This window comes from Bradyrhizobium sp. S3.7.6, assembly GCF_054061875.1.
In genome coordinates, this window is sequence record NZ_JBSSEQ010000001.1 from 5,121,687 (window position 1) to 5,148,065 (window position 26,379).

Genomic DNA, 26,379 nt, shown 5'->3' on the forward strand with positions numbered 1-26,379 from the left:
TCAACTGGAGTAAGAGATGACAGATCCCGATAATCGTTTGGTTTACGAGGTTCCCGAGGCAGGGGCCATGCTCGGCATGAGCCGCAATAACGCTTACGAAGCCGCAAAGAAGGGCCTCATTCCCACAATTCGGATCGGCAAACTGATCCGGGTACCCAAGGCGGCGTTCCACAAGATGCTTGAACAGGCCGGCATTCGACCGGATGCGGCCTGACAATGAGTGAGACTAGGAGCATCACCGGCCCCGGTCCCGAACTGGACGATATCGTCAGGCAGCTGCAGGCCTGCGCGCCCTTGCATCCGCTGTCATCGATGGAGGCCAGGACAGTCTGCGAGCTCCTGCTTCAACGCGGCTGGCGCATCGTGCGGGTGAAGCCAATCGACGGCGCGGGAGGCGCCAATGCGCGCGCCTCCTGAAAAGCATCACTGCCGCCGTTGCCGCGTGAAGCTTTCCGCTCCGGCATCGAATCCGCTCAACGCATTCTGCACCAAGGGCTGCGCACGGATTCATTACGTAGCCAAGTGCGTCATCTGCGAGGGCCGGAAATCCGGCAGGGGGCTGGCTTGCAGTCATCCCAGGTGCCGGTCCGAGTTGGCGGCCAAAAAACGCCACCAAGTGCTCGGGATGGTGTGGGGTGGCTGGCGTGCAAGGTTGGGCTCCGCAGACCCTATAAAAATAGGGGTTTCCGAAGCCTCCAAGGGCCCTCGGACCCCCCGCATTGTCGCTGGATCGCTGATCCCCGAGCAAGTGAGGCTGGCCACCATCGGCGCCGACTACGGTTACTTGTCCCTCCGCTCTCGATCGAAAGCTCAATAGGGGCCACTGGCTCGAGGCCGGCGGCTGCTTCACTGAGCCCGAGTGGCAAGAGGCGATCAGCGCCGATGGCATCAGGTGCTTCACGCCCCATGGCTGAAGCCGTCCATCCCGTCAGCAGCCAGCGCTCAGCCCTTTGGCGCTCAGCCTGCGCGAAGAAGATCACGACCGCGCATCTGTATCGGCGGCTCGCCGAGCTGCGCTCGAAATACAGCGATGAAGCCCTTTACGACAGCGAAGTTAGAGCACGCAAAAGGAGGATGGCAGCATGACAGTCATAGACGCGCGCCGCACGTTCGCGGTGAGGCGGGCAGAGGCAAAGAGTGCGGCGGATCGCGCCGACATGAAACGCCAATATGAGCAGCAACTCATGTTCCATACGATCGATCGGGTGGCCGAGCAGTTTCTCAGAGACGGCCAACCCGTCGACGAGATCGCCATCACGCTACTCGCAGTTGCCTGCTTTTACGCGGGCGAAGGCACCGAGCAGCAGCGGGCAGAGTTCCGCCGGGCCCAAGGGCGCATGTCGAAATACGAGCGAGAGCGAGAACGAAAGAACCGCGAGCGCAAGTAGCCACCCACAAACGACAACGCCCCCGGAGCCGAACCCGGAGGCGTTGAAACAATCACACACACCAACCAGCACAACGAACGGAAATCATCGTGCGTACTAATGTTGATAATAACGCGCCCGCTGCGCGTCAAGCGTTCAAGATAGAAACATTCAAAGACCGCGATAGCCTCCTGTGCGCACTAGCCGAGAGCGCCATGAGCCACACAACCAAACTTATTGCGATGCGGCTGGCGCTGTACATCAACGTCACGAGCGGCCGGTGCGACCCTGCTGTCCCCACACTGGCGAGCGGAACGGACGCAAGCAAGAGCACGGTGCTTCGCGCGATCCGCGAGATGGAAGCGGCGGGGTGGCTGGAGGTCACGAGAAGCCGCGGGGGGCGATCAATCGACGGCATCGGATATACACATTCGTTCGTATTCCTGGATCCCAACGGTGTCAGCAGTGACACGGTTGGTGAGGGGGCTACGGTGTCAAATGAGCCTACCTACGGTGTCAAAAAAGGGGGGGCAACGGTGTCAAATTCGCCGGTCTACGGTGTCACCGTTGACACACAAACAGAGAGAACAGCGAAGAGAACAACGAGAACAGCGAGTGGCGCTCGCTCCCGATCGGTTATTCAAACTGGATGGCCGGATGGTTTCTCGCTCAACAACGAACTTATCGCCATCGCTGCGGAAGAAGGATTCAACCAACAGCAAGCCGAGCAAATATTCAAAGGCTTCGAGAGCAAATGCCGGGCTAAGGGAACCAGGAATGCAAACTGGATCCATGCTTGGCGCAATTGGGTGATCGGAGAGGTTGGCTACGATGCAAGGTCGAAGGCATCGGAGACAGCTCGGTCAACCTACATAGACCCGCGGCTGTGAGGCGGTGACCATGAGCACCGACGAGATGATCGAGGCAGCGGCGCCCGGGAGGCTGCAGCGGCGCTTCGTGCTGTGGGTGTGGCATGATCGGCACCTCGCGCACACACATGCGAACACCTAGCCGGCGCTTGCCGTGACCATGGCCGCCAACCTCCAGCTGATCGCCGAGGCCGTCGAGGCGGGTGAACCGCTGACGGCAGAGCAGCGCGTCATGGTCGCCGCTGCTTTGCGTAATCAGGGGCTGACGCTGCCGGCGGGGCGCAACGCCGAGCGGGATCGCCTCCTGGTCGAATGCCGACAGCGGTTCTTTGCAGGTCGCACCGACCATGATGCTTGCCACGAGATCTCCTCGCAATGGCGGCGTTATGCCGCGAGCGGCTGGCTGCGGGAGAGATCCTCCGAGTCGCCGCGCATCGCGGGCACGCTGCGCGGGATGTTCTGGGAGATCATGCAGCAATCTCCGCGCACGCTAAGTGCCGAGCGCATCAGAAAAATAGTTGGTCATTTGAAATGACCCACGCGACGCGTCACGGTGCTTCCATCAACATCAACAAAGACGAGTAAACGATATGACTGACCTTCTCGACGTGGCGAGCATCCCACCCCAAGTTCGCGACCGAATGTATACTCTTCGCGGCGTTGCCCAGGACCGGCGCGCGGCTCTGCTGCGGCTCTCCGAGGAACGTAATGACGCTCGGATTGCCCAAATGGAAGCTGAATCTCGCGTGGCGCAGCTCAGGAGCCAGCGCCTGCCCGACGACCATGAAGCCGTCGCGCCACTGATCGATGAGATCAGGCGCCGTGAAGCTACAATCGCCAGACTGGGCGCGAGAACTAATGAATTGACGCCAAGCTGGGAAAATTCCGCCAAGTTGGTAGAGCGGCTCGAAAACTATCTCCGTCAGCATGCCGCCGCCGGCATCGCCCTCCACGACGGCGTCGCACCGAAATTGCAGAAAGGCGAAGGCGCCCTTGATGGGTTGGACAGAGCAGGGCGCAGGACCAGAACGTTGTTGGCCGATCGCAGAGACGTGCTCAGCGCACCCTTTCCGGTGGCAATCGTAAAAAAACATGCTCGTGAACAGCTAGCGGCGCGCATCGAGGCGGCGAAGCCTGACGTTTCCGATCTGGTCGAGCAGCTCGAGCCGATCAAGTTTCCGATGAGCCCCGCGTCGATCGAGCAGATCTACGCCTCTGCGGCGGGTCCACTTAACGCGGCCGCCGTCGACGTGGTTGGCCTGGTGGCATGGCTACACCCGAAAGAATTTCTGGCCGCGCTCGACCGTGAGATCGATGCAGTCGGCGATGATGAGGCGGCGCTGTCGGCCGAGCAGCGGATCGCAAAGCTGGCGCAGATCGACGGCGACCTTCTCGCAAGCGCGCGCGAGGAATCCCACTTTGCGGAGATGGCCGGCGTACTGCCAAGACCAGATCTTGATCCTCGCGCAGTGCTGCAGCTCTCCGACAGGATGGCGCCGCCTTCGCGACATGGCGGCTAGAGGGGACTCCCACCGCTCTTCGCAGCCTCTCAAATAGCCCGCGGCCAGGGCTCGAGCGCTGACACTTTCGAGTGTCGACGCAGGCTGACCCGAAAGCCTCATCATGACGGCGCCGCGGCCCGTCGGAAAACGAAAAACGCTCTGCGTGGGCGTTCGGGTGAACGGACATACGTTCAAGGGCGCAAGGCCGCAACAATTCGAGGCGAGAACGTGCGACGATGCAATGATACGCCATCACGCCTAACCCTGCCTGCCCCCACCCGCTCCCGTACCCTATGCCGTACCCAAGGGCAGGAGCACAGGGCCACCGGAGCGATAGAGGCTAGGGCAGGCAGGGACAGCGGTCCAAGGCAGAGCCGCACCACCGGCCCTCTAATCACCTGTGGGCGCCCCTGTGGGAAGGCCGCCCATGCGCGCGCGAACGCTCCCCGCTGTCTCGCGACTCCCGCCGGCGCCAACGCACCACGGGCCGCCTAATGGCCAGCAAACGTGCGAATGCGCTCAAAAAATCCCAAGGGACCGTATGCATGACCGCCCATCGCGCTGCGCAGGTGCCCAATGAATCACTGTGTGGCGAGTTTTCCAAAACTCATTTGTTTGTGACGCTGACCCAGAGGAAGACCATGACCCGAAAGACCACCAAGGCCGCCAAGACCAAGCCCGCCAAACCCGTCGGACCACTGACGCAAGGGCAGCTAGGCGCGCTCCTCGGAACGTCGCAGCAGCGAGTTTCCCAATTATTGAAGGAAGGCCTGTTCTCGGCCCTGAAGAACGGCCGGATAGACCCGTTTATCGCGGTCCCGGCCTATTGCCGCGCAATCCGGAAGGTGCCGGATGCGGGGATGAGCCGGATCAGGGATTTGCGAGCTCAAGAGCTCGAGGCACGCCTCGCCAAGGAGCGGAACGAGTCGATCTCGCTCGATGACGTAAATTACGCCGTTGGCATGATCGTCTCAGGGTTTTGCGGCGAGTTGGCTGGCGTTGCGGCCGCATCAACGCGTGATCTGGGGCAGCGTGAGACGATTCAGGGGCACCTCAGCGCGGCTATCTATCGTTTCAAGGCGTCGCTCGACGCGGTGGCGGACGACGCCAAAGCGGGGCGGTTGAACGCCGATGACGCGGGAGGCGATGATGACGAGGCATAATCCAGCAACGGTCTCGTCCGAGGACATGGCGTGGGCCGTCGGCCGTGTCACGCAACAGATCAACACGTTCGCGGCCGAGCTCCGCGCCCGTCTGGTTCGGGATCCTGTTGCAGTTGACCGTGTGGTCGCGGCTATCGTCAAGGCCGCACTGTCCGACGCCGCGACCATTCACGCCGTCGTGGAGGCCGCAATCGTGCACCGTGCCGTCGCAATCGCCAAGAGCAAGCCGGTCGACGAGCCGCTGCTCGACAAGCTTCGATCGCGGATCGCAGAGCTGGACGATGGCGACATGGCCAATCTCGTGACAGCCTTCGCTGCGTGCGGGGTTGCGCCGTGAGTGAGGAGGAAATCAACTCACAGATCGCGGCGCACCGGGCGGCGATCGAGGCTCTTCAACGGCTGAAGCTGACGCGCGCGCCGGATGCGCCACCAACCGCACCGGTCGACCAGGGCCCGCCCGGTGTGGAGCTATCCGATTTGATTGAGGCCGGCGACGCTGCGGCAATTGCTCGGCGTAGCAAGGTGACCATCGCCGCATGGTGTCGGGAAAACCCGATCAACGGCGAGGCGGGATTCGCGGTGAAGCTCGGTGCTCGGTGGTCCGTCTCGAAGTCTCGACTACTGCGTCATCTCGCGAGCGGTTCGAGCGATTAAGCATGAGGGCGCGAGCGATTTGAGCGAAGAAAAGCCGCGAACCAGCGCAGCGTCGACTACATTGATGATAGCAAAGGAATTCAACGAATGACCAAGCACGACCTTACGAAATCGCCCGACGATTGCCCGCACTGCGCGGAAGGACCAATCAGCGCCACCCGCGAACATTTCCACCTCGCTGCAGTGGCCGATGCCGCTGCAAATGACACGCCCCTGCCGCTCTACGAGCAAACGTACGCGATCCATCGCGCGCAGCAGCCGGGAGCGCAGCAACTGCCGGCCGCAGCCCATGCGCCGCATGCGCCCAAGAAGGCGACGATCGCCACCGCCGCTATCTACGCCGCCCGTGCCAAGGCCGCAGCCGGCATGGTGACGGAAAACGCCACCGGCAGCATCAACCCCGACGAGATCTACGCCTCGCGCCGCGCAGGCCTCGAGCGCAACCAGCAACAACTGATTCAGTCCCGTCCGGCAAGCACAGCATAGCCGCCGGACGATCTGCGCCGCTCGGTCTTGGATCATCCTCCTTGGGAGGCCGAGCGGCGCTTCAATTCAACCGTGTCGCCGACAAATTCAAATCCGTCACGTTGACGGATTTGACACCATCTGAAGGAACCACACACACCGTGTTAGCCAAAACAAAAGCATCCGCCCCGATCACCCTACAGAAGCGCGTTGATGCGCAGCGCGCGGCAAACAAGAAGCTCGCCGATCGAATCCGGACCGAGGGCGGCGCTGCGGTCGCGGTGCTGCTCAAGCTTGTTCATGACGTAGCAGCGGCGGAGGCCGTTGATGAGGAGCTGAACGGGGCGCTAGGCCGTGGCGCCGAGCAGATTATCGGAGCGGATATTCTTGCTAGAGCTGGCTCGAGCAAGCCGCGCGAAGTCATCTCCGAAACGGAAATCGCGTTGTGGGTATTTGCCGAGAATGGCAATTTAATTGGGGACCAGGATAGAGTGATCGAGCTTTCGGCCGAACGCGGATCGCTCCAAGGAGCGCACCACAGCATCGCGGCCGTCCGCCGCAAATTCCGGCAGACCGAGTATTTCCCCGCCGAGCGCGCTGAGCACGCCGATCCGCTTCTGAAGGCCCTTCGCCTGCCGCTGATGGACCGCCCCGGCTACGCTTGGGATTCTCGCAACGCCATGACGCCCGCCGAGGCCTTGCAAGCGCTCGCTACCGGTGGCGCCGAGCGTCAGTTGACGACCGAGCTCGTCCCGCTGGCGCCGTACGCGCCTGAATATCGCCGCTGATCGCGGCAGATCACCGAATAGGATTACGCCGTTGTCAAAAGTCATTTCCGCCGAGGCGCGGATCACAGCCTCCGACGCCACCGGAAACGTATTCGACAAGCTCGCGAGCAAATTCAAAGGCGTCGAGAAGGCCGCCAAGGCGATGGAGGGCGTGAAAGCCCCGAAATTCCTCGGTAATCTGAACGAGGAATTGCAGCGGCTAAAGCTATCCGAGAAGGAGTTGCAGGCTGTCCGCAAGGAAATGGCGCTGTTCGACTCGCAACTGAAGTCCGGCCCGATCCGGGCGGCGCACTACGTCCGGGCTTTGAAGGAATGGGAGGGCAAGACGGTTGACCACTGGCGCAACGTCAAGGCCGCTGTGGACGATACCGAGAAGTCTCACAAGAAGTTCTTCGCGGGCGCGGCATCCAGTGCGGCGCGTTTCGGCATGCACGCCGCGGGCCTTGTCGGCGGCGCCTATATGGCTGGTCACGCCATCAGGTCCAGCGTCGCGACGGCTGGCGCACAGAACCGCGCCGCAGTCCGCTACGACCAGATGGGGTTGAGCGAAAGCCAGCTTGGCGAGGCCAACATCATGGCTGACAGCCTGTCGTCGAAGTATCCGAGCATTTCCCGCGCCGACGTTCTCGATGACCTTCGTAAGAACGCTTCGCGCCTCGGGAGTTTCGACCGGGCCAAGGAGGTTGCGGACACCTACGCGCGCGCGAGGATTTCCAACAAGATCTCCGGCGGCGATGAGCACGAACTGGAGCAGGTCGTCCGCGCGCTGGAAGGCGCCGGTAAAGCAAACAGCGCGGCCGAATTCGCCTCCGGTATGAATATGTGGTCGAAAGCCAAGGCGGCCAACCCGGACTACACCGGCGAGCAATTCCGGTCGGACCTGTCGGCGGCCTCGTCTGCCAAGTACGGTCTGTCCAAAGACTATATGGAAAACGTGTTCCCGATCCTGGCGTCGCACACCTCCGGGTTCGGCAACAAGCTGGCGACGGGCCTCTCGGCTCTGGTCGGCGGTCGTATGACCAAGAAGGTCAAGGGCGAGCTCACCGAGAGTGGGCTGCTCGATAAGGACGGCAAGCTCCTCGATTCCGAAGGCTACATCTCCAACAACTACGAGTGGACGCAAAAGCACATCAAGCCGTTGCTGGAAAAGCAGGGTGTCCATTTCGGCGAGCACATGAGCGAGGAGGACAAGGGCAAGACCGTCGACTGGTTGCAGCATCACTTCTCGGCCCGGAACGCGGCCGATCTCATGGCGACCAACCTCATCGACGAGTCTCTCGTTGAGCGCGCGCGCGGACGCAAGACGGCGGGCTTGGAGGGCGTTCCGGACCTTCAGGCCAAGGACGCCACGCTCGCGCTCGAGGGACTCAAAACGCAGGCGCAAGATCTCGGTGGCGCGTTTATGGGCCTCGCAACCGTCACTAGCGCGATGAATAAAGTGTCGGGCGATTTCGCGAACTACGCGACTTTCGTTCGGACGGGCAAGATGCCGGAGTCGTCGCCCGGTCTGCACGCGATTCAGAACTGGTGGGATACTCCGTTTCAGGACAAGTGGCGAAAGCACGATGGCCCCGGCAGCAAGGATGATCCAATCAAGCCTTTTGTGGGCGACCTAGACCCGATGGGAGGGGATTACACCCGCAAGTCATTCCATAGCAAAGAATACTGGGAGGGCTTGGGCCGCGAAGGCGCATCGGCGGAGAGCGCGGCGAGGTTAAGACGGGAAAGAGGCCAGCGATTCGATATGCCCGCTTTTGCGGCGCCAGAGGTGTCGGCAACGACGACCTACGGCACCGGTGTGGGCAGCGAGACCGTGCAGGCGCAGCTCACTGGTTCTGCGGAGGTTCACGGCGAGGTCAAGCAGACCATCGAGGTCAAGGCATCGCAGTACTTCGAGGCGCTGGTGCAGAACGCTCAGAACGCCATCAAGCTGGCTGGGCAGTACACCGCCAACGGCGTCGGATCGACCGGGAAGAGCAGTCCTGACGCCGCTGCACCGTCCGTCCCGCACGTCGGCTCCGCCGGGAACATGCCGTTATGACGTTCTGGAAGCGCCGCAAATCACGCCTCGATCGCGTCGCCGCGCGCGTTGTGGAGTTGGAGCACCGCCTCGATCGCGTCGCCGTGCGCCAAGTCGCCAGCGAGGTTTTGTTCGGCACGGCTACTGCCTTTGTGATTGGCGCGATCCCGGCGAATCTGCGCCGGCAAGTGTTTCACGAACTACGAAATTGCGCGCACGCGTCCGGCAGCGATGCCGTGGTCGCGCTCGAGGCCGAAGAGCAATTCGATAGGTTGCTTGACGACATCCAGCGTCTGGCCGAAGTGTCGCGATTGGAGGGCTTGAAGTGAAGACCACCGTTATTCGATCGCCCCGCATCCCCAAGCTCTGCGCCGAGCTCGGCCTGGAGATCCTGCCGACAAACAAGAAGCCCGGGCCCGGACAGACCACGGCAGGTTCGACGTTGCATGCGATTTATCGAAGCCATGGCGAGGGGCATTTGGTCATGTTGCTGCGGACCCTGTTGGAAACCGACGGCAACTCGGAGCACGTCAACGAGTTCACGCTTTACGCCGTCCACGACATCATGCTTGCGCATCCGGAATGGCCGGAGAAGGGCTTGGAGTGGTTAGACGCCTTCGACCGTGTCGACTTGGGCGACGTCAGAGCACAGGCACGCGCAAACCGGGCGGCCGTTCCTCAGCGTCATGGCATCGCCGCGGCGCTACATCGCGAGCTTGCTATCCTGTTCGACAACCCCAACTCTAGCCCGAGCAGAACGGAGGACGGCGTGGCGATTGAAAATGATCTGATCTACGGGACCAGGGCTATCGCGGCTTTCCTCGAGATTCCAATCCAGCGCTGCCGCGAGCTAATCGCCGCCAGCAATCTTCCAACGTTCCAAATGCCCGGAGCTACGACCCGGTGCGCCAGGAAGTCCGCGCTCAATGCGCACTGGCAGGCGCTCGAGGAGGCGGCCGCGCGCAAGGCGGCATAGAGTATCTTCGCTGGCGGGGGTTCCTTGCCTCTAGGGTTGACCTTCGTCAGCAGACAGCATTGCGGGCCGCGGATGTACCGGCGGCGATGCTTCAGCGCCGTCCGGGGATTGGTTTCTCCCGGGCGGCGTTTTTCTATTTGGGGGCTTGCCCGGGCAGGCTGATACCATCTCCCGTCAGTTGCCGGGCATGCGAAAAATGGACGGCTAGTCGGACTAGCGTAACCAGACCACAGGTTGTATTGGGATGCCCTTACCTTACTCAGAAGACGTGTCCTAATGGACTGGGGGCGATTATGAAGCTGAGCGACGGCGAAAAGCTGATTCTTTTGATGCTTGCCGATATGTACAAGGCGATGGAAATCAAGGGCGAATTTGATCCCAACTTCATCTCCAACACTATCTGGAGTGACAAGTTGTGGGGCTTCGATTGGCAATATACAGGCATCCCATTCGAGCGCGGTGAGGATCCTCCGGCCGTCCAGGAGACCGCCAATATCATGGATATGTGGTGGTTGATCGAGGAGGCGTATGAGAAGCTATCCCCGGACGACAAAGAGCGGCTGAAGAAGGAAGCGGAGCCGTTCGGCGAGCACGTTCGATTTAGCGGGTTTGATGGCAACAACGAAGAGCACTACGGGATTGCGACGTACCTAGTTAAGGATCTGAAGCGCTTTAGTCATTTTGCCGACCGAGACCTGAACTCACATTTCCAGTCGGTGCCGGGTTACTTGCGGATGTACCGCGTGTTTGAGCCGATGCGAGCGGGGCTGCACAATCGATCGCTCAACTTGGATGAGCTCACCGCGATTTTGAAGGAGCGCATTCACCCAGATAACCGGTGAAACGTTCGACGCTCGCGGTAGGCACCGCCACCGCGGAGATTAGAGTGCCATTTGCCTGAGTCCGGTGCGGCCGTCCATGCGTTTTGAGGGACGGCCGCTACCTACCTAGCCCCGCCACAAACGCCTCTCAGCGCGCTCTGCGGCCCTCCCCAAATATGGATGGTCGGTCGCTTCTGCGCCCATCGCAGACCCCTATTTTTACAGGGGTTCCGGAGGCCGCGTTGACACGCGGGCTAGGGTGGTAGCCAAATCGCCATTTGCCGGCGTGCGGAGCGGCCCCACATTCGTTCGATGGAATGCCGCTACTCGAACGCACTATCGAGTTTGTCCAAATCGGTCAGCGGTTCGATCATTTTGAGTTAGTTCATGCATGCGAAGGACGGACATCGGCGTTGGTTACGCAGTAGCCAACGCCTCCGTGACCGCGTCCGGATTCTTCTCTATGACCTTCAGGAGAATGCGGGCAGACACTTCTGGTGTTCTGCGCTTCTGCTCCCAGTCTCTGAGGGTTGCCGCAGGGATGCCAAATCGAAGCGCGAAGGCCTCCTGGCTCAGGCCAAGTGTCCTGCGGATCTTCTGGACATCGAGAGTTTCAGGGATGTGGACCTGAAAGGAAGAGGGATCAGCCTCTCCGCTCGCAATCTTGCGGGCATTTTTCGCGGCCTTGATAAGACGCTTTCCAAGTGTGCTCATCTCGCTCTCCTGCGTAACTCGGCTGCTTTGCGTTTGACCGACTTCAGATAATCCTCTGCGAGCCCGGCCAGTTCTTTTTTTAGTTCGTTTCTTTCGGCGTTTGTCAGATTGTCCTTCTCATTTTTCTTGAACACCGCCAGCATGAATACAGGGATGCCCTTGCCCCCATAGTAGTGGACCACTCGGTAGCCACCCGATTTACCCTTCCCAGGTATCGGGAATCTAACCTTTCGAGCGCCTCCGGTTCCGACCATTGGAGAGCCAAGCATTGGATCTTCGGACAGGGCGTTTACGATCAGCCCTCGCTCCTCGGCCGACATCCCCACGTCAGCCGCATCATTCAGGAAGTCTGCAGTTTCGATAACCCCGTGCATGCACATATACGGCACTGCCGTAGCAACGGCAAGCCCCCTCTTGCGGTTCCATCTTACAACTTCTGGTAACGTATTATTTAGAATTGGAACGTTTACCAAGCTCCAAGGCGCTTAAGAGTGAGTTTTCCAGAGGCGGTTTCAAAAGTGTGGGTGCCCACAAAACCTGTTTAGGGAGAAGTGATGGCCGAAAGAATCGCAATCTTCGTTTGGCTTCTGTTCAACGGCACTGCCTTTCTGTTGGCCCTCGGCGGTGGCGTCGCAGGCGTAGCCTACCTCTTCGGGTCAGACGCCTTGGATATTAGCGTGGCTGCCTACCTGTGCGCGCTCTTGATCTACCTGATCGGGAAGGTGCTCTGCTGGGTGCTTATTGGAGGAGAGCGCGCAAAAAGCCCGCCGGCGTGAACCGACGGGCACTGATGGGCGAGGTAGCGGCTGTCTAGAACTAGGCAGCCCTGCGACGGCCAGTCCGAGGTAAGTAATCGATCGGCGTCAACATCAGATCCTCCCGCCAAAGAAATGGTTGAGCGTATCGGCGAGCTTCACCAGCAAGGAAGGGTACCATTCGTCAGGCCAGCTTTTGATTGTGGCTGTGTACTCCAACAGCGCCAGCGTTCCGTCTTTCGTTGATGGCGCGAAGTTCACAAGGCGCCACGCGGCTCCGGTCTCCACATCGCCGGCGGCGTCCAGGTCCCGCTCTGCCTGTGTCCAGCGGGGATCGTCTCTCGAGCACTTCTCGCGCTCCAGCGCCTCGTAACGATCAACGGCAGCCTGATATGCTGCGTAGGCCGCCTTGTGGGCCTCGATCGCAGCGAGGATTGGATCTGGGTTAGACGCGTTTAAGGGCCGTGTGATAATTTCGTTTTCAGCCTTGGGCATAGCTACTTCCTTTGCTCGGGGTTAGGCCCGTTGGGGTGTTCTCAGCACCTCGGCGGGCCGCATTCTCACTCGCGGATGCGAGCGATCTCTTTGGACCCAAAACGGGACCCAAACTCAAAATGACGGGCAGGGATTGGATGAGCTGGAGCGACCGCGGCAAGCGTCGCAAGTGTCTGAAATGGCTGACGAGAAGAAACGATGTTGTATAGGCCGGGACGTGCCCGTGCGTTTTTCAAGACCGGTGCCTTAAACCACTCGGCCACCCTTCCGGACAGAGAATGGTTGTCGCTTAACGCAGTCGACCGCGCAAGGCAACGCGAAGTTGGCGCTTGCGGGGGAAAACCAAGTCCTATGGGGGAACAGGCCGGGAAGGGCGAAGCTCGGCTTCGTCGAGCAGTCGTTCGGCTCGGATTCGCTCACGGTGTGGCTCGGCTTCGTCCCACGACGACTGGAATGCACGCTGCGCTCAATCACGCAGCGTTTGATGACCGGACACGTCCGATGGCCGGCGCTGAGCTTGAGCAACGCACTCGTGCTCGCATCCGCCTCATCCGCACGACGCATGGCCAGATCTGTCGTTTTGATAAAGGTTGTATGAAATAGATCACGCAACCCCGAAAAATATTCGCGCTTGCTTCGACGTTGAAGGTGCGTGTCTACGTGACATCACCCAAAAGTTGTGCTTAGTCTCCGGCGGCCTTCTTCGTCTTGCTGTCCGGGGGCTGGAATGGACACCGAAGCATTGACCGTTGCTTATGCGCGCGTGAAGGCGATCCTGGATGAAGCTGCCGGCGATAGCACCGCTGATTATGGTGGCGCTGGACGGTTTTGGGACAAGGGCGCACAGGCGCTGGAGGCGGCCGAGATCTTCGGCATCAAGATGGTTGCTCCAGTGCCGGAGGGCCACGCCTGCTGCATCCCGCCGCATGCGCGCAGCGACGCGTCCGGATTGATCAGGGGATTGCGCGGTGAAGCACCGTTCGACGGCGGCCGGTTTCCGGCGCTGCCATGGGGCGGCAAGCGCGTCACGCCCGCGGACGTCGACCGCATTGCCGACTGGATCGATGCCGGCTGCCCGGATGATGCGACCAGCGTCGCAGTTGAGCTTGCGCCTGGCAAGCCGGCGAAGACTGCGACGGTGAAGGTGAGCGAGATCGCCGAATTTGCGGTTGCTGCCGACGGCTATTCGCCGGCCGCGGATGCCGGCGAGCCCCGGCGGCGCATGAACGTCGACTGCATGAGCGAGCCGCAGCTCGAACGGCTGCGCCGCGGCTTCCGCCGGCTTTACGATCTCGACCACTGGCCGGAAGACCGGCGCAACTACAACAACCAGGCGCTGATCCACCAGAACCATTGCCAGCACGGCTGGGAGCGCTTCCTGCCCTGGCACCGCGCCTATCTCTACGAGTTCGAACAGAACCTTCAGGACTTCGAGCCCGGGCTGATGCTCCCGTACTGGGACTTCACGATGCCGGAGTACCGGCCGGAGGAGCCGGACAAGGGCCGCATCATTCCGAATTCGATGAAGGCCTATCTCACCGAGGAAGCGGCGGAGACGCTGTTGGCGGCGCTCGACCCGGCGCCGACGGCGGCGCAGAAGAAGGCGATCCTGGCGCTCGCGCATGACCGCGTCACCTTCACCTCACAGCACCGCTTCTTCTGCTACGTCATCAGCAAGATCGGCTATGCGGCCGTCACGCCGGATACTGAGAATGCCAACCGCCAGCGCTTCATCGACGCGCTGCTGCACTCGAACTCGCTCTGGTATCCGCTGCGCTATCCGGCCGAATATCCCAAGGGACAGACTATCAACCAGGCGATCAACTATCATTACCCGTCGGCCGACGACATCGCCCAGATCCTGAGCCTCAACAATTTCCGCGACTTCGGCGGCGGCAGCATCTACGACGCGGCGTTTGGGTTCCTCGACCAGAATCCGCACAACACCATGCACATCTGGACCGGTGGGCAGAATCCGGATGCAGGGCAGGCGACCTATGTCTGCAAAGATGCCCCGACTGCGGCGGCTGCATCGCAATCCGACGCCGAGACCACACGTCTGCGCGCGCTCGCCAAGCGCCGCAACGATGCCGTACAGGTCGGCGGGCGCCGTTTCCACGCGCGCCCGGATCTTTATTCGCAGCCGCGCTCCGGCGACATGTTCAGCAACCTGACGGCCTCCTACGACCCGGTGTTCTGGCCGATCCACGTCAATATCGATCGGATCTGGTGGGAGTGGCAGAAGCTCAATCCGAATGCGCTGCCGGCGGATCTCGATTCCGTGCTGTCGCCGTGGAACTACACGATCCGCGACACGCTCGACATCGCGCCGTTCGGCTACGAATACGTTCGCAGCTCGCATTTCATGCCGGTCGGGCTCGAGGCGCCAGTCAGCCGCTTCGTGTCGCAGCCGATCAACGTGCCGCAGGCCGCACGCAGCTTCAAACGCGCGGAGATCCGCCTGCATCAGGTGCCGCAATTGATGCGCTCCTGCTTCGTGCGCGCCTTCCTGAACGAACCCGGGGCCGATGCCTCGACGCCGATCAAGGGCAATCCGCACTACGCCGGCTACATCTCGATCTTCGGACATGGGGCCTGCTACGGCGGTCCCGGCCATTGCGATATCCCGCCGCCGCAGCCGCGGCGCTTCGACCAGCGCGGGCGCAGCCACAACACGCCACGCGTCCATCGCATCGACGTCACGGCCGCCGCGAGGCAGGCGCTCAAGAAGAAGGGCCCGCTGCAGATCACGCTGGTCGTGATCGGCGGCGACTACCAGGAGGAGAGGGAGCTTCTGAAGCTGGAAGGCGTGTCGATCAGTTTCCTGGATTGAGAAAGCGGCGGGGAAGTCATGGCGACGTATCGAATCCATCCGGGCATCGGCATCGCGCGCCTGGGCAACAGCGACAACGAATTCTACCTCGCGCCGGAGACGCCCGCGGCGATGCCGCTCGCCTGCGATAGTTTCGGCAATCCCCTGCACGGCCCCGACGGGGTCACACCCGTTCCGGTCAAGACGTTCAAGGATGCGCAGGGTCGCGTGAAGCGGCAGGCCGCGCGCTTCCAGATCTTCGTCTATGACGACGAGTCCCCGGAAGGCAGGCCGCTGGCGCTCGGCGATGCCGTGGAGGGCGGCGGCAATCATGGTGTGCTCGTCGACATCCAGTGGCGCGTCTATGTCGCCAACAAGAAGGCCTCCTGGTACCCGTTCACCGAGCTCAAGGGCGAGCATGGCTACGCGCCCGGCAGTGCGCGCCGCAACGCCGACATCACCGGCCAGGACCGCGACCTGCTCATCATCGATCCCGGCCCGCGCAGCGTGAACGCGACCACCAACCGGCGCGCGCATTTCGATCGCTCGGGCGGCCCCGGCGGCTATGCCACCACGTTCCCGCCGAGGGGCCTCCAGCCGTTCGACATCGACACGCTGGGCGAAATGATGACCGACAACAAGGGCCGCCTGGTCGTGCTCGGCGGTCACGGCAATTCGGGCATGGACGTCAACGGCAGCTTCGGTCCGAAGATCGAGGACTATGCCAACACCGACGGCTGGTACGACGACATCTCCGATGGGCCGGTGATGGCGCGGCTGATCATGTATTCGAAACAGGTCGGCCAGACCCGCTACATCGACGTCGAGTTTCCGGCCTGGGTCGTGGTTGGCTATCCGCGCTTCGTCCCTGAGATCCTCGACATGATCACGATGGACGAGGTGCTGTACGATCTCTATGTGCGCCAGTTCGCCACCGATACCGGCATCTATGGGACGCTCGGCACCTATGACGATCCGCAGCAGATCCCGTTCCGCGACGAGGCGGCGCTGCGTCACTGGCAGGCCGGCCGTCTTGCCTGGAATCGCAACTACCGGCCGTGGTTCTATCGCGACATCTGGCCGATCCTGTTCCGGCCGGATGAATTCAGGTATCTGAACGATATCCTTCAGCAATCGAACTACCCGCACGATCAGGCGCAGCGCGGCACGTTCGATCCGGACAAATTATCAAAGACCCCGAAACGCGCGACGCGGCCGACGGCGACGGCGACACCGTCGGATGCACCGTTGCGCGATGCCAGTCAGGGCGAAGCGGTCATGGCGGTGGCGGCGGTCGCAGGTCCGACCCACTATTCCAAGGCCGACGATCCCTACGGACCGATGCGCCGCTTCCTGTTCGATCTGTTGCGCCGTGCGGGCGAGGCCAATTCCTTCCAGGTGCAGGACCGGGCATCGTCGCGCGTCCATTCGCTGCCGCTGATGCCATTGCTGTGCGGCGACAATCCGCTGACCAACGAGACGCCGTCGAAGTTCCTTCATCTCACCCAGTACCAGCTCTTCATCCTCGGCCAGTGGGCGCGCGGCTGGTTCATCAACGAGAAGGAGGAGGGCTGGCTACCCGACGGCTATTCACCCTTCGCGCCTTATCCGAAGACACCGCCGAAGACCGGCCGCGAGCTCGACCGCGGCGTGCTCAGCAACGTGCTCGGCGGCGCCTTTTGTCCGGGCGCCGAGCTCGGCTGGGTGATGCGCAACCCTTCGATCTACTGGGCGCCGTATCGCATCAACGCCGATCGCAGCGTCTCGGATTTCCTGCAGAGCGCCGCCCAGGCCAACCAGGACCACGGCACCGTGATTGCCGACCCGACCTTCAACGTCAACTCGCCGCTCAGCCAGGACAACGATTTCGAGACCGGTCTTCAGCCGGGTGACCTCACCAAATATATGGGTCTGCCCTGGCAGTCCGATTTCAACGAGTGCACCACGCAGCCGATCAACATCACCTACGCCGACTGGAACAATCTGTGGCCGGGCAGCGACAATGACGATCGCTTGCGACGCGACGAGAAGACCTGGACCACATTGTGGTGGCCGGCGCATCGGCCGTTGCAGTCGTTCGAGATCGCCTCGGTCTCGAACGGAAAGCCCAATTACGTCTGGACCACTTGGAGCCGCGGCGTCCCGCAGACGCCGGTCGGCGACCTCAAGATGGTCACTGAGTGGTCGCTGCTCGGTTTCATCGTGCGCAATCCCTACGAGCCGGCCGTCAAGCCCGCCGACAGTTATCAAGGGCCCAAATACATCAGCGTCGAGCGAACAACCGGGTCGCGGCCCGATCCCAAAAGCGAGGCATCATGAGCGACAATCCATTCGTCGGACATTGGACCTATCGCAGCCTGCTCAACGATCCCGACGTCAACACGGCCTTCAACAATCTCGAATTCGGCCGCGGCACGATCGAGATCGCGGACGGGCCGATGCAGCTGCTGACCGGCACGATCGGCGGCCCGGGCTGGTCGCTCGCGCTGAAGGGATCGCGCGCCTACGGGGCGCCGATGCAGGTGCGTTTCCAGGGCACCGGCGTCGTCGGCGGCGAGGAATGGATCTACGATTATTGGGGCTCGCTGGTGCCGGCCTGGCCCAATGGCGTCGACCAGCGTCCGGCTATCGTCGGCTCGGTGATCCGGACCATCCCGCACAGCGGCGGCTCGCCCGGCACGGTGGCGCCTGCCGGCGTCGTGGCGTCGTTCTACGCAGTCCGGGCCGACTGACCTTGGCCGCGTTCGACATCATCGTTGCAGGCGCAGGTCCAGCCGGAGCGGCCGCTTCCCGCGCGCTTGCGATGTGCGCGCCAGAGCTTCGGGTGGCCGTGATCGCGCCGTCCGGGCGGCGCGGGCGCGGCGAAGGACGGGGCCCGGGACGAGACCAAGGACGAGGCGAGGTCTTGTCACCGTTGGTCCAGCCGGTGCTGCGGCAGTTGGGTCTGTGGCCGACTTTCCTGGCGCAGGGCTTTGCGCCGTCGCACCGCACGCTCACCTCCTGGGACCAGGCCGGCCTGACGTCGAGCGAATTGCTGCTGGAAGCGCGCGGGCCGTCATGGCGCGTTGATCGAATGGCGTTCGATGGCTGGCTGACGGCGGAGGGTTGCCGCGCGGCCGAGCGCGTCGATGCGAAGGTCTGTCATCTCGCGCGCGAGGCGGACGGCTGGTCGGTCGTTTGCGACGACGGCACCAGCCATTCGGCCCGGCTGATCATCGATGCGACGGGCCGCGCCCGCGCGCTCGCCGATCGCCAGGGATCGCGGGCGAAAGCGCAGGACCGCCTGATTGCGGCCTATGCCGAGGCGACGACGTCGGGACCGGCGGCACCGGAACTGCTCGTCGAGGCCTTTGAAGACGGCTGGTGGTACACGATGGCACTCGACCAGGGCAGGCGCGCTTTTGCCTGCATGACCGATGCCGATCTCGCGCGTGGCCTCAGGCTGAACACGCCGGACGGCTGGCGCAGAGCTCTCGCCAGGACGCAATTCGTCTCGGCGCTCGCGAGCAAGATCATTCGGCTCGAACCACCCCGCTTGATCCCTGCGGGCAGTCGGTACGCCGCAACGACTGCCGGCTTCCATTTCCTCTGCGCAGGCGATGCCGCGAGCGCTTTTGATCCGATCTCGGGTCATGGCGTGGTCAAGGCCATGCGCTCGGGCGTGTTCGCCGCCTATGCCGCCAGCGATTGCCTCGCGCGCGGTGATGCGGCCGCTCTCGATCGCTACGGCGTGTGGATCGCGCGCGAAGCTGCGGCCTACGCGACGACGCTGAGCGAACACTACGGCAGTGTTTCGCGCTGGTCCGAGCGCCCGTTCTGGCGGCGCCGGCATGCCGACGCGCCTTCACGCAATCCTTCGAGCAGTCTTCTGGAACAGTAGGGCGGACAACATGATGAAGAGCTTCGCGCGAATTGGTCTTGTCGTCGCCGCGCTGGGACCGAGCCTTCCAGCATTCGCGGCGCCGGTTCCCCGTGCTTTCGAACCGCCGCCGACGCTGCCCGGACAGGGCAATGTCGTGGCCCTGGAGGCCGGCGTGGCGCCGGCTGTCGGCGGTTGCCGGCCGCAAGGATCGATCTCGCGCAGCGGCTCGATCGTCTCGGTGGTGCTCAACTTCATGCGCGGCCGCTTCTTCATCAACAACCCGGATCCGACCGATCCGCAACCCGATGGCCTCGACCCCGTCGAGCTGCGCTCCTATGGCGGCTGCAAGTCGGGCCCGGCGATCTTCATCAAGCCCGGCGATACGCTGCGCGTCGACCTGATCAACCAGCTCGCGAAGGACGACCCGAGCTGTTTGCCCAATCCGCCGGAGGGGCTGGGCTTGCCGGCGTTGGTCGGGTGCTTCAACACCACCAACCTACACACGCACGGCCTGCACGTTTCGCCTGCCGGCAACAGCGACAACGTGCTGCTCAACATCGCCCCACAGACGAAGTTTCCGTATGAGATCAACATCCCCAACGACCATCCGGCGGGGACGTTCTGGTATCACGCCCACCGTCATGGCTCGACGGCAGTGCAGGTGGCGAGCGGCGCCTCGGGCGTGCTGGTCGTCAAGGGCGAGCGACCCTATGCGCCACCGTCGCCGCAGAACCCGAAGCCGATTGCCGATATCGACACGGTCCTGCATGACGTCAACGGCGCCCCGTTCAAGGAGCAGCTCTTCCTGTTTCAGCAGATCGCCTATGCCTGCTTCGCCAACCAGCCGAACCAGCCCGGCGGCCCGTGGCAGCAGATCTACACCACGCAGGGACTCTACAACGCCAACAGTCCGGCAAATATCGCCAACGCGCCGTGGACGTGCCCACTGGCGACGTCAGGCAATCCGGTAAGCCCCGGCGTCGTCGAGAACTTTGGCTTGCAACTGGACTCATCGTCGATCTGGGACACCAATGGCCGCTTCACCAGCGTCAATGGCATCGTGCAGCCGACGCTCACCGTGCCGGCGGGCGAGATCCAACGCTGGCGCTTCGTGCATGCCGGCATTCATGACACGATTAACATTCAGCTCGTGCGCGCCACGCCGGTCGGCACAACGAACCTGATCGCGACCTCGGCGCTGAGCGGCAACCGCCAGCAGCAGAAGGCCGATCTTCTGGCCGCCTGCAACGCCTCGACGGGCACACTGATCCCGCAGTTCGAGATCGCATCCGACGGTCTGACCCGGACCAAATTGCGCACCGTGCACGCCTCGCAAGTCGGCGGCGTGCTCGAATCGAACTACATGCAGCCCGGCTATCGGAGCGACGTCCTCGTCGTATTCCCCTCGGACGGGGACTATTGCCTGCTCAACCAGGCGGCGCCGAAGGCTGAGCGCGTGTCCAACGGCAATGGCGGCGGGCAGGGGCCGACGACGCCGCAATTGCTGGCCTATGTCCATGTGCGCGGAGGCCAGCCCGTGACGGGGGACCTGCAGGCCTATGTCGGCAAGGCGCTATACGATGCCAATCCGACGCTGCCGGACGCCGTTCGCACCGGGCTGCGTGACGGCGATCTGCGGCCGTGGGCGCCATTCGAAAACCTTGCGCCGCCGGCTGCGGGCAGCCAGCAGCAGCAGGCGGCCTTCGCGATCAACTTCCCGGCCTTCACGGTCAACAACGCCTCGTACGATCCCGACGTGGTGAACTTCACGCGCGAGGTCAACACCACGGACGATTGGCTGCTGTCCGCGCAAGGCGAGCCGCACATCTTCCATATCCACGTCAATCCGTTCCAGGTGATCGACGTCACCACCACCAACACCAACGGTCAGCAGATATCGATCTACAATCCCGACGGCACCTGCAAAGCTGACATCGTGTATGCCGACAAGCAGCAACTGGCCAACCAGTATTGTGGCATGTGGCACACATTCCGCGACACGATCATCGTCGAGAACAACTATCAGATCCGCGTCAGGACGCGGTACGACCGCTACATCGGCGAGTACGTCCTGCATTGCCACATCCTGGACCACGAGGACGCGGGCATGATGGCCAATATCGCGATCGTTCCCGACCTCAACGCGCCGGGCGGCGGCCTCGGGATGGCGGGGATGCGCCATGCCAAGCAGCCGACGGCGACACCCGCGGCGACGCCCGTAGGCCACAAACATTGATCGTCACAGGAAGCAGGGAGGATTACGCGCGATGAAGATCGGCATCCCCGTCTACGACGGCGTCGACATGCTCGACGTCGCCGGTCCCTTCGAAATGTTCGACTGGGCCGACTTCGACGTCGAGGTCGTCGCGGCAAAGCCGGGAAGCCGGGAATGAAACGGTTTCGCAACCGGGGATTTCCGTTCGAGGTCGCAAAATCCTTCGCGGAGTGCACCCAATATGATGCCGTCTGGATTCCCGGCGGCGATCCAGTCGCGCTCACCGAGATCATCAACGATCCGCACCGGACCTACGTCCAGTTTCTGACCAGGCAGGCCGCCGGTGCGAAGTACATGTGCTCGGTCTGCGAGGGAGCAATGCTGTTCGCGGCATCGGGCCTTCTCGACGACCATTGGGCGACGACGCACTGGGCTTTCCTGGAATGCTTCCCGACGCTGTTCCCGAAGGTGAAGGTTGCCGACGGACATCCGCGTTTCGTGCTGGATCGCAATCGCCTGACCGGAGGCGGAATATCCGCGGGCCTCGACGAGGCCCTGATGTTGATCACGCTGCTCGGAGGCACGGAGCTGGCGCGTGAGGTTCAGCAGAACACCCAATACTATCCGGACCCGCCCGTCCGCAGCGCGATTCCCGCGGCACCGCAGTGCCCGCTCACAGGCGTCAAGCCGCCGGGGTCGACGCAATAGGTCCGGCCGACCGAATGCATCATCTAACTATCTGATATGTTGATACTTCAATCGGCCGCATCGACTGCCGGGTTCAACTCATGGAACCGTTTCGTTGCTCGCGCGTTGTCTCCGCATGACCGAAGACCTTTCCTTCCGACGCAAACCCCTGACCCCTGAGCAGCGCCAGGCTCGTGATGCCGCACGCCGGATCGAGGCCGAAAAGGCCATGCGCGATCACGAAGAGGCCCAGAAGGCGTTTTACGCCAATAAGGAACGGCTGAGGGCCGAGCGGCTCGCGCGCGAAGCGGCCGAGGCGAAGGGCTGACCGAACGCGGTCGCCGCCCACAATCTTCTGAAGCGATCTCCCAACCGGAGACCGGCCGCTAATGCCGGTTGGACATTCCCGTTGCGCTCAAAGCCAGCTTAAGCGCCTGGACGGCGCCGGCGAACGCGCCGCGGGGCGCTTGCGCCTCGATCGCTTCGGCCGCGATGCGACAATCGTCGGCCACCTTGAGCAACCCGCTTCGCGCGAGATCCATGGTGGAGAGGGCAGCCTGCTCCAGGCAGACCCGTTCAAGCCGTCGAAACTCCCGCAGCTCTTTGTTCATGCGCCAGCTCTTGATGTCCCCCGGCCCATCCGGCGCCGAGTCTGCTTAACGGACGGTAAACATCTCTGCCTAGCCGATTTGGCTGGCGCGGCGCTGGTGCGTGCCGTGCCCACGCCCGGGCTGCGGTGCACCACCGCGCAGGCTTGACGGCCTCTGCCTTCCGGGAGGAAGATTCAAATGATCCTAAACTGACGAGAACCACGGAGACGTTCGCTCCCAGCCAGTCCGATTCTCCTCAGCGAAAACGCATTGGAGCTGACCATGACCACGTTCGACAAGCGCGAGCAGGGCTTTGAGGCCAAATTCGCTCACGACGAGGAATTCATGTTCAAGGCCACGGCCCGGTCCAACAAGCTGCTCGGGCTCTGGGCCGCGGGCCAGCTCGGGCTCAGCGGCGACGCCGCGGCAAGCTACGCAACGGCGCTGGTGACAGACAATCTGGAGAGCCAGAGCATCGACGATGTCGTGGGCAAGGTGTCCGGCGATCTTGCCGCCAAGGGCGTCGCGCGCGAGCAGGTCGCGCAGAAGCTTCAGGAGTGCCTGCACCAGGCGCTCGCGCAGCTCGAAGCAAGCAAACAATAAGAAGGCCGGCCGTTGCCCTCACTCGGCGTGCTTGCGCATTCCGGAGTCGCTGAGCCTGTCGACGTAGGCAATGCCGATCGCCGAGGCGATGAAGGTGATGTGGATCAGGACCTGCCACATCACGCCGGTCTCGGTGAAGCCGGCGCGGTTCGAGCCTAGATTGCCGGCCTCGATGAAGGTGCGCAGCAGCGCGATCGAGGAGATGCCGATGATGGCCATGGCGAGCTTGATCTTCAGGACGCTCGCATTGACGTGGCCGAGCCATTCCGGCTCGTCGGGATGACCCTGGAGGTCGAGCCGCGAAACGAAGGTCTCGTAGCCGCCGACGATGACCATCACGAGCAGGTTGGAGATCATCACGACGTCGATCAGCGCCAGCACGCTCATCATGATCTGCTGTTCGGTGAGGTCGATCGCGTGCCAGGAAAGATGCCAGAGCTCCTTGAGGAACAGCACGATGTAGACGCATTGCGCCACGATCAGTCCGAGATAGAGCGGCAGTTGCAGCCAGCGCGAGCCGAAGATGATCATCGGCAGCAGGCCCAAACGCGGCAACGGCGGGCGGGGTTCGGTGCGCAGTTCGGACTCGGGTCCAGGCTCAACCGACATTCAGGCAGCATCCTCGCGAGCTGAGATGATCTCGCCTTCATGTAACCCGACAAGATGGCCGGTGGAAGACGGCCAAGCCGCTGGCTGCGGCCGGCAGATCGCGCAGTCTCGTGCTACCGTGCCGAACGGCGAAAGAGTCAGGGCTTGAATCGGGAGGCGGGGGTGTCTTGGAGCGGCTTCGGCAAAAGGCTCGGCGGCATCGCGGTCGCCGTCGCAATCGTGGTTGGCGCCGGTGGCGCGGAGGTCTCGGCGACGCCGCTGACGCCGTTTCGCTACGAGGCGCAGGCGCAACGTCATTGCCCGCACGATCAGGTGGTCTGGCTCGATTTCAGGAAAGGCATCTACTACGGCAAGGGCCAGAAGCGGTATGGCCAGGGTTTCGACGGCAGCTTCGTCTGCCTGAGCGAGGCCCGCGACAGCCTTTATCGCCGCTCGCTATTGGGCCTGCGCTGAGCAGCGCGTGATTCGGAGGTTTGGGGGACGGCTATTTCCGGTCCGGCAGCTTTACCGGCACGTGCGGGGAGGTGCTGATCACCCGGGGGCTTCCGTCGGAATAGGTGCGGTCGCCGCGGATCAGCGATTCCAGAACCAGAAAAAATTTCTCAGCAAGCATTTGCGTCACCCTCGTTGGTGATGGCCTCTTGAAATGAGTCGAGGCGCCGAACGCAGAAATTCAATCAACTAAACGGGAGCAGGGCAATACCGGACAGAGCTGTATGCTGCATCGCGGTGTAGTTGTGGTTAGAAAGAAGGAGCCTGGTGGTGGTGCTCAGGCGAAGGCCAGTGCCACGAGGCTCGAGCAGAGAAGAAACAAGCCGCCGGCGGTCAGTGCCAGGAAGCCATCGGATACGAAGTCATGGTTGCGCATGGGACACCTGCCGCTCTCGTGTTCGATGCTCGGTCGGATCGATTAAGATTGTCCGAACGTGCCGTCTTGAAAGAGGTGATCCTTGCCGTCCGCGCGAATGCCCTCAGGCCCTCGTGCGGTAACCTTCAAACGCATGGGCCAGGAAGATCCCCGCGCTTACCAGACCCATCAGTGCCGAAACCGTCTCGATCATCATCAAATTCCAGTTCGCCCCTGCAACCGAGAAAACGCGTGCGGCCTTGCACAGTCAAAAGAATTCCAGTGAGCCACAAGACAATGGGGGTGGAGTGAGGATTTGGCGCAACAGAATGTCCAGGAGTGGTACAGAGCAGGGTGCCTGCGCTCCGTAGATCAACGGGGGAGAAGCGAACGCCCCGTTTACCATCCCGGCGTGAACGCTGTGGGCTCCCCATTTCCGCCGTGTTCGGGTTGCGTTATCCTTACTGCTTCCGACGCGGTGGTGGGCCGCCTCGGATTTTGGGACCGGACAGCGGCTCCCCCGTAGCCAAAGCGGGTTGGGTACGCCTCCGGCGAAGTGGTATTTGGGGCGCATGGGGATCCGACGGTCAGATTCGGTTTTGCGGGCCGCACGCGGTGTTGCCGCGGTCGCGACCTGCCTCGCGCTCGCCAATTGCGCCTCCTCGAACAAGTTCGCCAGTCGGGTCGATCCGAAATACGGCGTGTCCTCGAGCCCGCGGGTCGTGGCGTTTGGAGATCCGGTTCCGAAAGGCGGCGGCACCTACCGCGTCGGCAAGCCCTATGTTGTGGGCGGTCGGACCTACGTGCCGGAGGAGGACGTCAACTACCGCGCCGAGGGTATGGCGTCCTGGTACGGCGACGATTTCCACGGCCGCCTGACCGCCAATGGCGAAGTGTTCGACATGACTTCGCTGACAGCGGCGCATCCGACCCTGCCGATGCCGTCCTATGCGCGGGTGACCAATGTCTCGAACGGCAAATCGCTGATCGTGCGCGTCAACGACCGCGGGCCCTATCACGGCAACCGCCTGATCGACGTCTCGAACAAAGCCGCTGAACTCCTTGAATTCAAAGGCAATGGCGTCGCCAAGGTCCGTGTCGAATATGTCGGCCGGGCGCCGCTGGAAGGCTCCGACGACCGCCAGCTGATGGCGACCCTGCGCACCGGGATCCCGGCGCCGTCGCCCTCGATGGTGCGGGTTGCCTCGGCAAGGCCCTTCGTGCCGGAGCTGCCATCGTCGAACCGTAGCGCCATTCGCGGCGAGGTTCCGACGCCGGAAGGGCGGCCCTACAATCTCGGCAACACCTCTGCCGACATGGCGTCGCTCAACGCGACCTCGGAGATGTCGGCCTCGAGCCGCAGCCGGGGCCGGGGCCGGGCGCTCCAGAACGCGCGTGCCGTGTCCTATGACGAGGATGGCCGCTATGCGACCGAGAACGCGCCGTCATCGGCCGACGGCGCCGCCGAGGCCCGCAGCATCCTGAGCGGCCGCGGCCTCTACTAAGCAGGTACCAAGCCGGCAAATCCGGCGAGCGGCGTAGCGCCGCTGGCCCGTCGTCGCGCC

Annotated in this window: 34 protein-coding genes; 28 read left to right on the forward strand and 6 right to left on the reverse strand. The window is 62.7% G+C overall.

Features of this window, described 5'->3' with window-relative positions; translation table 11 throughout:
• Positions 1-16: 16 nt before the first annotated feature.
• From ACVJ5M_RS24880 to ACVJ5M_RS24955, 16 genes are all read left to right on the forward strand, one after another.
• Positions 17-214 carry a helix-turn-helix domain-containing protein gene (locus ACVJ5M_RS24880; RefSeq protein WP_456679403.1) on the forward strand — a complete coding sequence of 66 codons (198 nt, stop codon included), beginning with the start codon at positions 17-19 and terminating at the stop codon, positions 212-214.
• Between the two features lie 2 nt (positions 215-216).
• The gene (locus ACVJ5M_RS24885; protein WP_456679404.1) at positions 217-417 is read left to right on the forward strand and encodes a hypothetical protein; all 201 of its coding nucleotides are present in this window, start codon (positions 217-219) and stop codon (positions 415-417) included.
• 489 nt (positions 418-906) lie between these two features.
• A complete protein-coding gene (locus ACVJ5M_RS24890) occupies positions 907-1,086 on the forward strand; it encodes a hypothetical protein (RefSeq protein WP_456679405.1) in 180 nt (59 codons plus the stop codon).
• Positions 1,083-1,388 (forward strand): hypothetical protein, encoded by a 306-nt coding sequence (locus ACVJ5M_RS24895; protein WP_456679406.1) that lies wholly within the window; start codon positions 1,083-1,085, stop codon positions 1,386-1,388. Before ACVJ5M_RS24890 ends, ACVJ5M_RS24895 begins: the two co-directional genes overlap by 4 nt.
• Positions 1,389-1,582: 194 nt before the next feature.
• Positions 1,583-2,257: a hypothetical protein gene (locus ACVJ5M_RS24900; protein ID WP_456679407.1), complete on the forward strand. Its 675-nt coding sequence runs from the start codon at positions 1,583-1,585 to the stop codon at positions 2,255-2,257.
• 133 nt (positions 2,258-2,390) lie between these two features.
• Complete coding sequence (locus ACVJ5M_RS24905) at positions 2,391-2,771, forward strand: hypothetical protein (protein ID WP_456679408.1); 381 nt, start codon at positions 2,391-2,393, stop codon at positions 2,769-2,771.
• Between the two features lie 55 nt (positions 2,772-2,826).
• Positions 2,827-3,756, forward strand: coding sequence for a hypothetical protein (locus tag ACVJ5M_RS24910; protein WP_456679409.1), 930 nt, complete (start codon positions 2,827-2,829; stop codon positions 3,754-3,756).
• Positions 3,757-4,283: 527 nt separating this feature from the next.
• The gene (locus ACVJ5M_RS24915; protein WP_354133649.1) at positions 4,284-4,901 is read left to right on the forward strand and encodes a hypothetical protein; all 618 of its coding nucleotides are present in this window, start codon (positions 4,284-4,286) and stop codon (positions 4,899-4,901) included.
• Positions 4,888-5,238, forward strand: a complete 351-nt coding sequence (locus ACVJ5M_RS24920; protein ID WP_354133650.1) for a hypothetical protein — start codon at positions 4,888-4,890, stop codon at positions 5,236-5,238. The genes ACVJ5M_RS24915 and ACVJ5M_RS24920 overlap by 14 nt, the downstream gene beginning before the upstream one ends.
• Positions 5,235-5,555, forward strand: a complete 321-nt coding sequence (locus tag ACVJ5M_RS24925) for a hypothetical protein (RefSeq protein ID WP_354133651.1) — start codon at positions 5,235-5,237, stop codon at positions 5,553-5,555. Before ACVJ5M_RS24920 ends, ACVJ5M_RS24925 begins: the two co-directional genes overlap by 4 nt.
• Positions 5,556-5,642: 87 nt before the next feature.
• Complete coding sequence (locus ACVJ5M_RS24930) at positions 5,643-6,041, forward strand: hypothetical protein (RefSeq protein ID WP_354133652.1); 399 nt, start codon at positions 5,643-5,645, stop codon at positions 6,039-6,041.
• Positions 6,042-6,082: 41 nt separating this feature from the next.
• Positions 6,083-6,808, forward strand: a complete 726-nt coding sequence (locus ACVJ5M_RS24935) for a hypothetical protein (RefSeq protein ID WP_354133653.1) — start codon at positions 6,083-6,085, stop codon at positions 6,806-6,808.
• A gap of 31 nt (positions 6,809-6,839) precedes the next feature.
• Entirely contained in the window at positions 6,840-8,849 is a 2,010-nt protein-coding gene (locus ACVJ5M_RS24940; RefSeq protein WP_456679410.1) for a hypothetical protein, read from the forward strand.
• Positions 8,846-9,157 carry a hypothetical protein gene (locus tag ACVJ5M_RS24945; RefSeq protein WP_456679411.1) on the forward strand — a complete coding sequence of 104 codons (312 nt, stop codon included), beginning with the start codon at positions 8,846-8,848 and terminating at the stop codon, positions 9,155-9,157. Before ACVJ5M_RS24940 ends, ACVJ5M_RS24945 begins: the two co-directional genes overlap by 4 nt.
• The gene (locus ACVJ5M_RS24950) at positions 9,154-9,804 is read left to right on the forward strand and encodes a hypothetical protein (protein ID WP_456679412.1); all 651 of its coding nucleotides are present in this window, start codon (positions 9,154-9,156) and stop codon (positions 9,802-9,804) included. The genes ACVJ5M_RS24945 and ACVJ5M_RS24950 overlap by 4 nt, the downstream gene beginning before the upstream one ends.
• Before the next feature lie 293 nt (positions 9,805-10,097).
• The gene (locus tag ACVJ5M_RS24955; RefSeq protein WP_456679413.1) at positions 10,098-10,646 is read left to right on the forward strand and encodes a YfbU family protein; all 549 of its coding nucleotides are present in this window, start codon (positions 10,098-10,100) and stop codon (positions 10,644-10,646) included.
• Between the two features lie 396 nt (positions 10,647-11,042).
• On the opposite strand, the gene ACVJ5M_RS24960 is transcribed toward ACVJ5M_RS24955, so the two are convergent.
• Complete coding sequence (locus tag ACVJ5M_RS24960) at positions 11,043-11,339, reverse strand: helix-turn-helix domain-containing protein (RefSeq protein WP_354133660.1); 297 nt, start codon at positions 11,337-11,339, stop codon at positions 11,043-11,045.
• Positions 11,336-11,812, reverse strand: a complete 477-nt coding sequence (locus ACVJ5M_RS24965; RefSeq protein ID WP_354133661.1) for a type II toxin-antitoxin system RelE/ParE family toxin — start codon at positions 11,810-11,812, stop codon at positions 11,336-11,338. Before ACVJ5M_RS24965 ends, ACVJ5M_RS24960 begins: the two co-directional genes overlap by 4 nt.
• 81 nt (positions 11,813-11,893) lie before the next feature.
• Here ACVJ5M_RS24965 and ACVJ5M_RS24970 point away from each other — a divergent pair, with 81 nt between their 5' ends.
• On the forward strand, positions 11,894-12,115 hold the full coding sequence (locus tag ACVJ5M_RS24970) for a hypothetical protein (protein ID WP_456679414.1): 222 nt from the start codon (positions 11,894-11,896) through the stop codon (positions 12,113-12,115).
• Positions 12,116-12,208: 93 nt separating this feature from the next.
• On the opposite strand, the gene ACVJ5M_RS24975 is transcribed toward ACVJ5M_RS24970, so the two are convergent.
• The gene (locus tag ACVJ5M_RS24975) at positions 12,209-12,589 is read right to left on the reverse strand and encodes a hypothetical protein (protein ID WP_456679415.1); all 381 of its coding nucleotides are present in this window, start codon (positions 12,587-12,589) and stop codon (positions 12,209-12,211) included.
• Between the two features lie 727 nt (positions 12,590-13,316).
• On the opposite strand from ACVJ5M_RS24975, the gene ACVJ5M_RS24980 reads away from it, so the two are divergent.
• The 8 genes from ACVJ5M_RS24980 (at position 13,317) to ACVJ5M_RS25015 (ending at position 22,493) form a co-directional block, all read left to right on the forward strand.
• The gene (locus ACVJ5M_RS24980; protein ID WP_354099684.1) at positions 13,317-15,422 is read left to right on the forward strand and encodes a tyrosinase family protein; all 2,106 of its coding nucleotides are present in this window, start codon (positions 13,317-13,319) and stop codon (positions 15,420-15,422) included.
• 18 nt (positions 15,423-15,440) lie between these two features.
• The gene (locus tag ACVJ5M_RS24985) at positions 15,441-17,720 is read left to right on the forward strand and encodes a LodA/GoxA family CTQ-dependent oxidase (protein ID WP_354096340.1); all 2,280 of its coding nucleotides are present in this window, start codon (positions 15,441-15,443) and stop codon (positions 17,718-17,720) included.
• The gene (locus ACVJ5M_RS24990; protein ID WP_283016475.1) at positions 17,717-18,133 is read left to right on the forward strand and encodes a hypothetical protein; all 417 of its coding nucleotides are present in this window, start codon (positions 17,717-17,719) and stop codon (positions 18,131-18,133) included. Before ACVJ5M_RS24985 ends, ACVJ5M_RS24990 begins: the two co-directional genes overlap by 4 nt.
• A 173-nt stretch (positions 18,134-18,306) precedes the next feature.
• Positions 18,307-19,281, forward strand: coding sequence for an NAD(P)/FAD-dependent oxidoreductase (locus tag ACVJ5M_RS24995; protein ID WP_456679416.1), 975 nt, complete (start codon positions 18,307-18,309; stop codon positions 19,279-19,281).
• A gap of 10 nt (positions 19,282-19,291) precedes the next feature.
• Positions 19,292-21,499 (forward strand): multicopper oxidase family protein, encoded by a 2,208-nt coding sequence (locus ACVJ5M_RS25000; RefSeq protein ID WP_354099682.1) that lies wholly within the window; start codon positions 19,292-19,294, stop codon positions 21,497-21,499.
• A gap of 31 nt (positions 21,500-21,530) precedes the next feature.
• Positions 21,531-21,656, forward strand: a complete 126-nt coding sequence (locus ACVJ5M_RS25005; protein ID WP_354099681.1) for a hypothetical protein — start codon at positions 21,531-21,533, stop codon at positions 21,654-21,656.
• The gene (locus ACVJ5M_RS25010; RefSeq protein ID WP_354099680.1) at positions 21,653-22,186 is read left to right on the forward strand and encodes a DJ-1/PfpI family protein; all 534 of its coding nucleotides are present in this window, start codon (positions 21,653-21,655) and stop codon (positions 22,184-22,186) included. The genes ACVJ5M_RS25005 and ACVJ5M_RS25010 overlap by 4 nt, the downstream gene beginning before the upstream one ends.
• 115 nt (positions 22,187-22,301) lie before the next feature.
• Positions 22,302-22,493 (forward strand): hypothetical protein, encoded by a 192-nt coding sequence (locus tag ACVJ5M_RS25015; protein ID WP_028153368.1) that lies wholly within the window; start codon positions 22,302-22,304, stop codon positions 22,491-22,493.
• A gap of 58 nt (positions 22,494-22,551) precedes the next feature.
• Here ACVJ5M_RS25015 and ACVJ5M_RS25020 read toward each other — a convergent pair whose 3' ends face one another.
• Positions 22,552-22,776, reverse strand: coding sequence for a hypothetical protein (locus ACVJ5M_RS25020; RefSeq protein WP_028153369.1), 225 nt, complete (start codon positions 22,774-22,776; stop codon positions 22,552-22,554).
• Between the two features lie 261 nt (positions 22,777-23,037).
• Between ACVJ5M_RS25020 and ACVJ5M_RS25025 the strand changes: the two genes are divergently transcribed.
• Positions 23,038-23,358 carry a DUF1476 domain-containing protein gene (locus tag ACVJ5M_RS25025; protein ID WP_063986370.1) on the forward strand — a complete coding sequence of 107 codons (321 nt, stop codon included), beginning with the start codon at positions 23,038-23,040 and terminating at the stop codon, positions 23,356-23,358.
• An 18-nt stretch (positions 23,359-23,376) separates the two neighbouring features.
• Here ACVJ5M_RS25025 and ACVJ5M_RS25030 read toward each other — a convergent pair whose 3' ends face one another.
• Positions 23,377-23,967 (reverse strand): TIGR00645 family protein, encoded by a 591-nt coding sequence (locus tag ACVJ5M_RS25030; protein WP_063983282.1) that lies wholly within the window; start codon positions 23,965-23,967, stop codon positions 23,377-23,379.
• Between the two features lie 162 nt (positions 23,968-24,129).
• Here ACVJ5M_RS25030 and ACVJ5M_RS25035 point away from each other — a divergent pair, with 162 nt between their 5' ends.
• Positions 24,130-24,420, forward strand: a complete 291-nt coding sequence (locus tag ACVJ5M_RS25035) for a hypothetical protein (protein WP_063983283.1) — start codon at positions 24,130-24,132, stop codon at positions 24,418-24,420.
• 31 nt (positions 24,421-24,451) lie between these two features.
• On the opposite strand, the gene ACVJ5M_RS25040 is transcribed toward ACVJ5M_RS25035, so the two are convergent.
• Positions 24,452-24,580 carry a hypothetical protein gene (locus ACVJ5M_RS25040; protein ID WP_256376408.1) on the reverse strand — a complete coding sequence of 43 codons (129 nt, stop codon included), beginning with the start codon at positions 24,578-24,580 and terminating at the stop codon, positions 24,452-24,454.
• 806 nt (positions 24,581-25,386) lie between these two features.
• Between ACVJ5M_RS25040 and ACVJ5M_RS25045 the strand changes: the two genes are divergently transcribed.
• Positions 25,387-26,319, forward strand: a complete 933-nt coding sequence (locus ACVJ5M_RS25045; RefSeq protein ID WP_063983284.1) for a septal ring lytic transglycosylase RlpA family protein — start codon at positions 25,387-25,389, stop codon at positions 26,317-26,319.
• Positions 26,320-26,379: the final 60 nt, after the last annotated feature.

Bases quoted from the DNA above. Each gene is read 5' to 3' on its own strand.
- ACVJ5M_RS24890 (WP_456679405.1), top strand. From the start codon at position 907: ATGGCTGAAGCCGTCCATCCCGTCAGCAGCCAGCGCTCAGCCCTTTGG.
- ACVJ5M_RS24970 (WP_456679414.1), top strand. From the start codon at position 11,894: ATGGCCGAAAGAATCGCAATCTTCGTTTGGCTTCTGTTCAACGGCACT.
- ACVJ5M_RS24895 (WP_456679406.1), top strand. From the start codon at position 1,083: ATGACAGTCATAGACGCGCGCCGCACGTTCGCGGTGAGGCGGGCAGAG.
- ACVJ5M_RS24990 (WP_283016475.1), top strand. From the start codon at position 17,717: ATGAGCGACAATCCATTCGTCGGACATTGGACCTATCGCAGCCTGCTC.
- ACVJ5M_RS25045 (WP_063983284.1), top strand. From the start codon at position 25,387: ATGGGGATCCGACGGTCAGATTCGGTTTTGCGGGCCGCACGCGGTGTT.
- ACVJ5M_RS25025 (WP_063986370.1), top strand. From the start codon at position 23,038: ATGACCACGTTCGACAAGCGCGAGCAGGGCTTTGAGGCCAAATTCGCT.
- ACVJ5M_RS24930 (WP_354133652.1), top strand. From the start codon at position 5,643: ATGACCAAGCACGACCTTACGAAATCGCCCGACGATTGCCCGCACTGC.
- ACVJ5M_RS25015 (WP_028153368.1), top strand. From the start codon at position 22,302: ATGACCGAAGACCTTTCCTTCCGACGCAAACCCCTGACCCCTGAGCAG.
- ACVJ5M_RS25005 (WP_354099681.1), top strand. From the start codon at position 21,531: ATGAAGATCGGCATCCCCGTCTACGACGGCGTCGACATGCTCGACGTC.
- ACVJ5M_RS24885 (WP_456679404.1), top strand. From the start codon at position 217: ATGAGTGAGACTAGGAGCATCACCGGCCCCGGTCCCGAACTGGACGAT.
- ACVJ5M_RS25000 (WP_354099682.1), top strand. From the start codon at position 19,292: ATGATGAAGAGCTTCGCGCGAATTGGTCTTGTCGTCGCCGCGCTGGGA.
- ACVJ5M_RS24980 (WP_354099684.1), top strand. From the start codon at position 13,317: ATGGACACCGAAGCATTGACCGTTGCTTATGCGCGCGTGAAGGCGATC.
- ACVJ5M_RS24945 (WP_456679411.1), top strand. From the start codon at position 8,846: ATGACGTTCTGGAAGCGCCGCAAATCACGCCTCGATCGCGTCGCCGCG.
- ACVJ5M_RS24900 (WP_456679407.1), top strand. From the start codon at position 1,583: ATGAGCCACACAACCAAACTTATTGCGATGCGGCTGGCGCTGTACATC.
- ACVJ5M_RS25020 (WP_028153369.1), bottom strand. From the start codon at position 22,776: ATGAACAAAGAGCTGCGGGAGTTTCGACGGCTTGAACGGGTCTGCCTG.
- ACVJ5M_RS24955 (WP_456679413.1), top strand. From the start codon at position 10,098: ATGAAGCTGAGCGACGGCGAAAAGCTGATTCTTTTGATGCTTGCCGAT.
- ACVJ5M_RS25030 (WP_063983282.1), bottom strand. From the start codon at position 23,967: ATGTCGGTTGAGCCTGGACCCGAGTCCGAACTGCGCACCGAACCCCGC.
- ACVJ5M_RS24975 (WP_456679415.1), bottom strand. From the start codon at position 12,589: ATGCCCAAGGCTGAAAACGAAATTATCACACGGCCCTTAAACGCGTCT.
- ACVJ5M_RS24920 (WP_354133650.1), top strand. From the start codon at position 4,888: ATGACGAGGCATAATCCAGCAACGGTCTCGTCCGAGGACATGGCGTGG.
- ACVJ5M_RS24960 (WP_354133660.1), bottom strand. From the start codon at position 11,339: ATGAGCACACTTGGAAAGCGTCTTATCAAGGCCGCGAAAAATGCCCGC.
- ACVJ5M_RS24880 (WP_456679403.1), top strand. From the start codon at position 17: ATGACAGATCCCGATAATCGTTTGGTTTACGAGGTTCCCGAGGCAGGG.
- ACVJ5M_RS25010 (WP_354099680.1), top strand. From the start codon at position 21,653: ATGAAACGGTTTCGCAACCGGGGATTTCCGTTCGAGGTCGCAAAATCC.
- ACVJ5M_RS24910 (WP_456679409.1), top strand. From the start codon at position 2,827: ATGACTGACCTTCTCGACGTGGCGAGCATCCCACCCCAAGTTCGCGAC.
- ACVJ5M_RS25040 (WP_256376408.1), bottom strand. From the start codon at position 24,580: ATGCTTGCTGAGAAATTTTTTCTGGTTCTGGAATCGCTGATCCGCGGC.
- ACVJ5M_RS24985 (WP_354096340.1), top strand. From the start codon at position 15,441: ATGGCGACGTATCGAATCCATCCGGGCATCGGCATCGCGCGCCTGGGC.
- ACVJ5M_RS24915 (WP_354133649.1), top strand. From the start codon at position 4,284: ATGACCGCCCATCGCGCTGCGCAGGTGCCCAATGAATCACTGTGTGGC.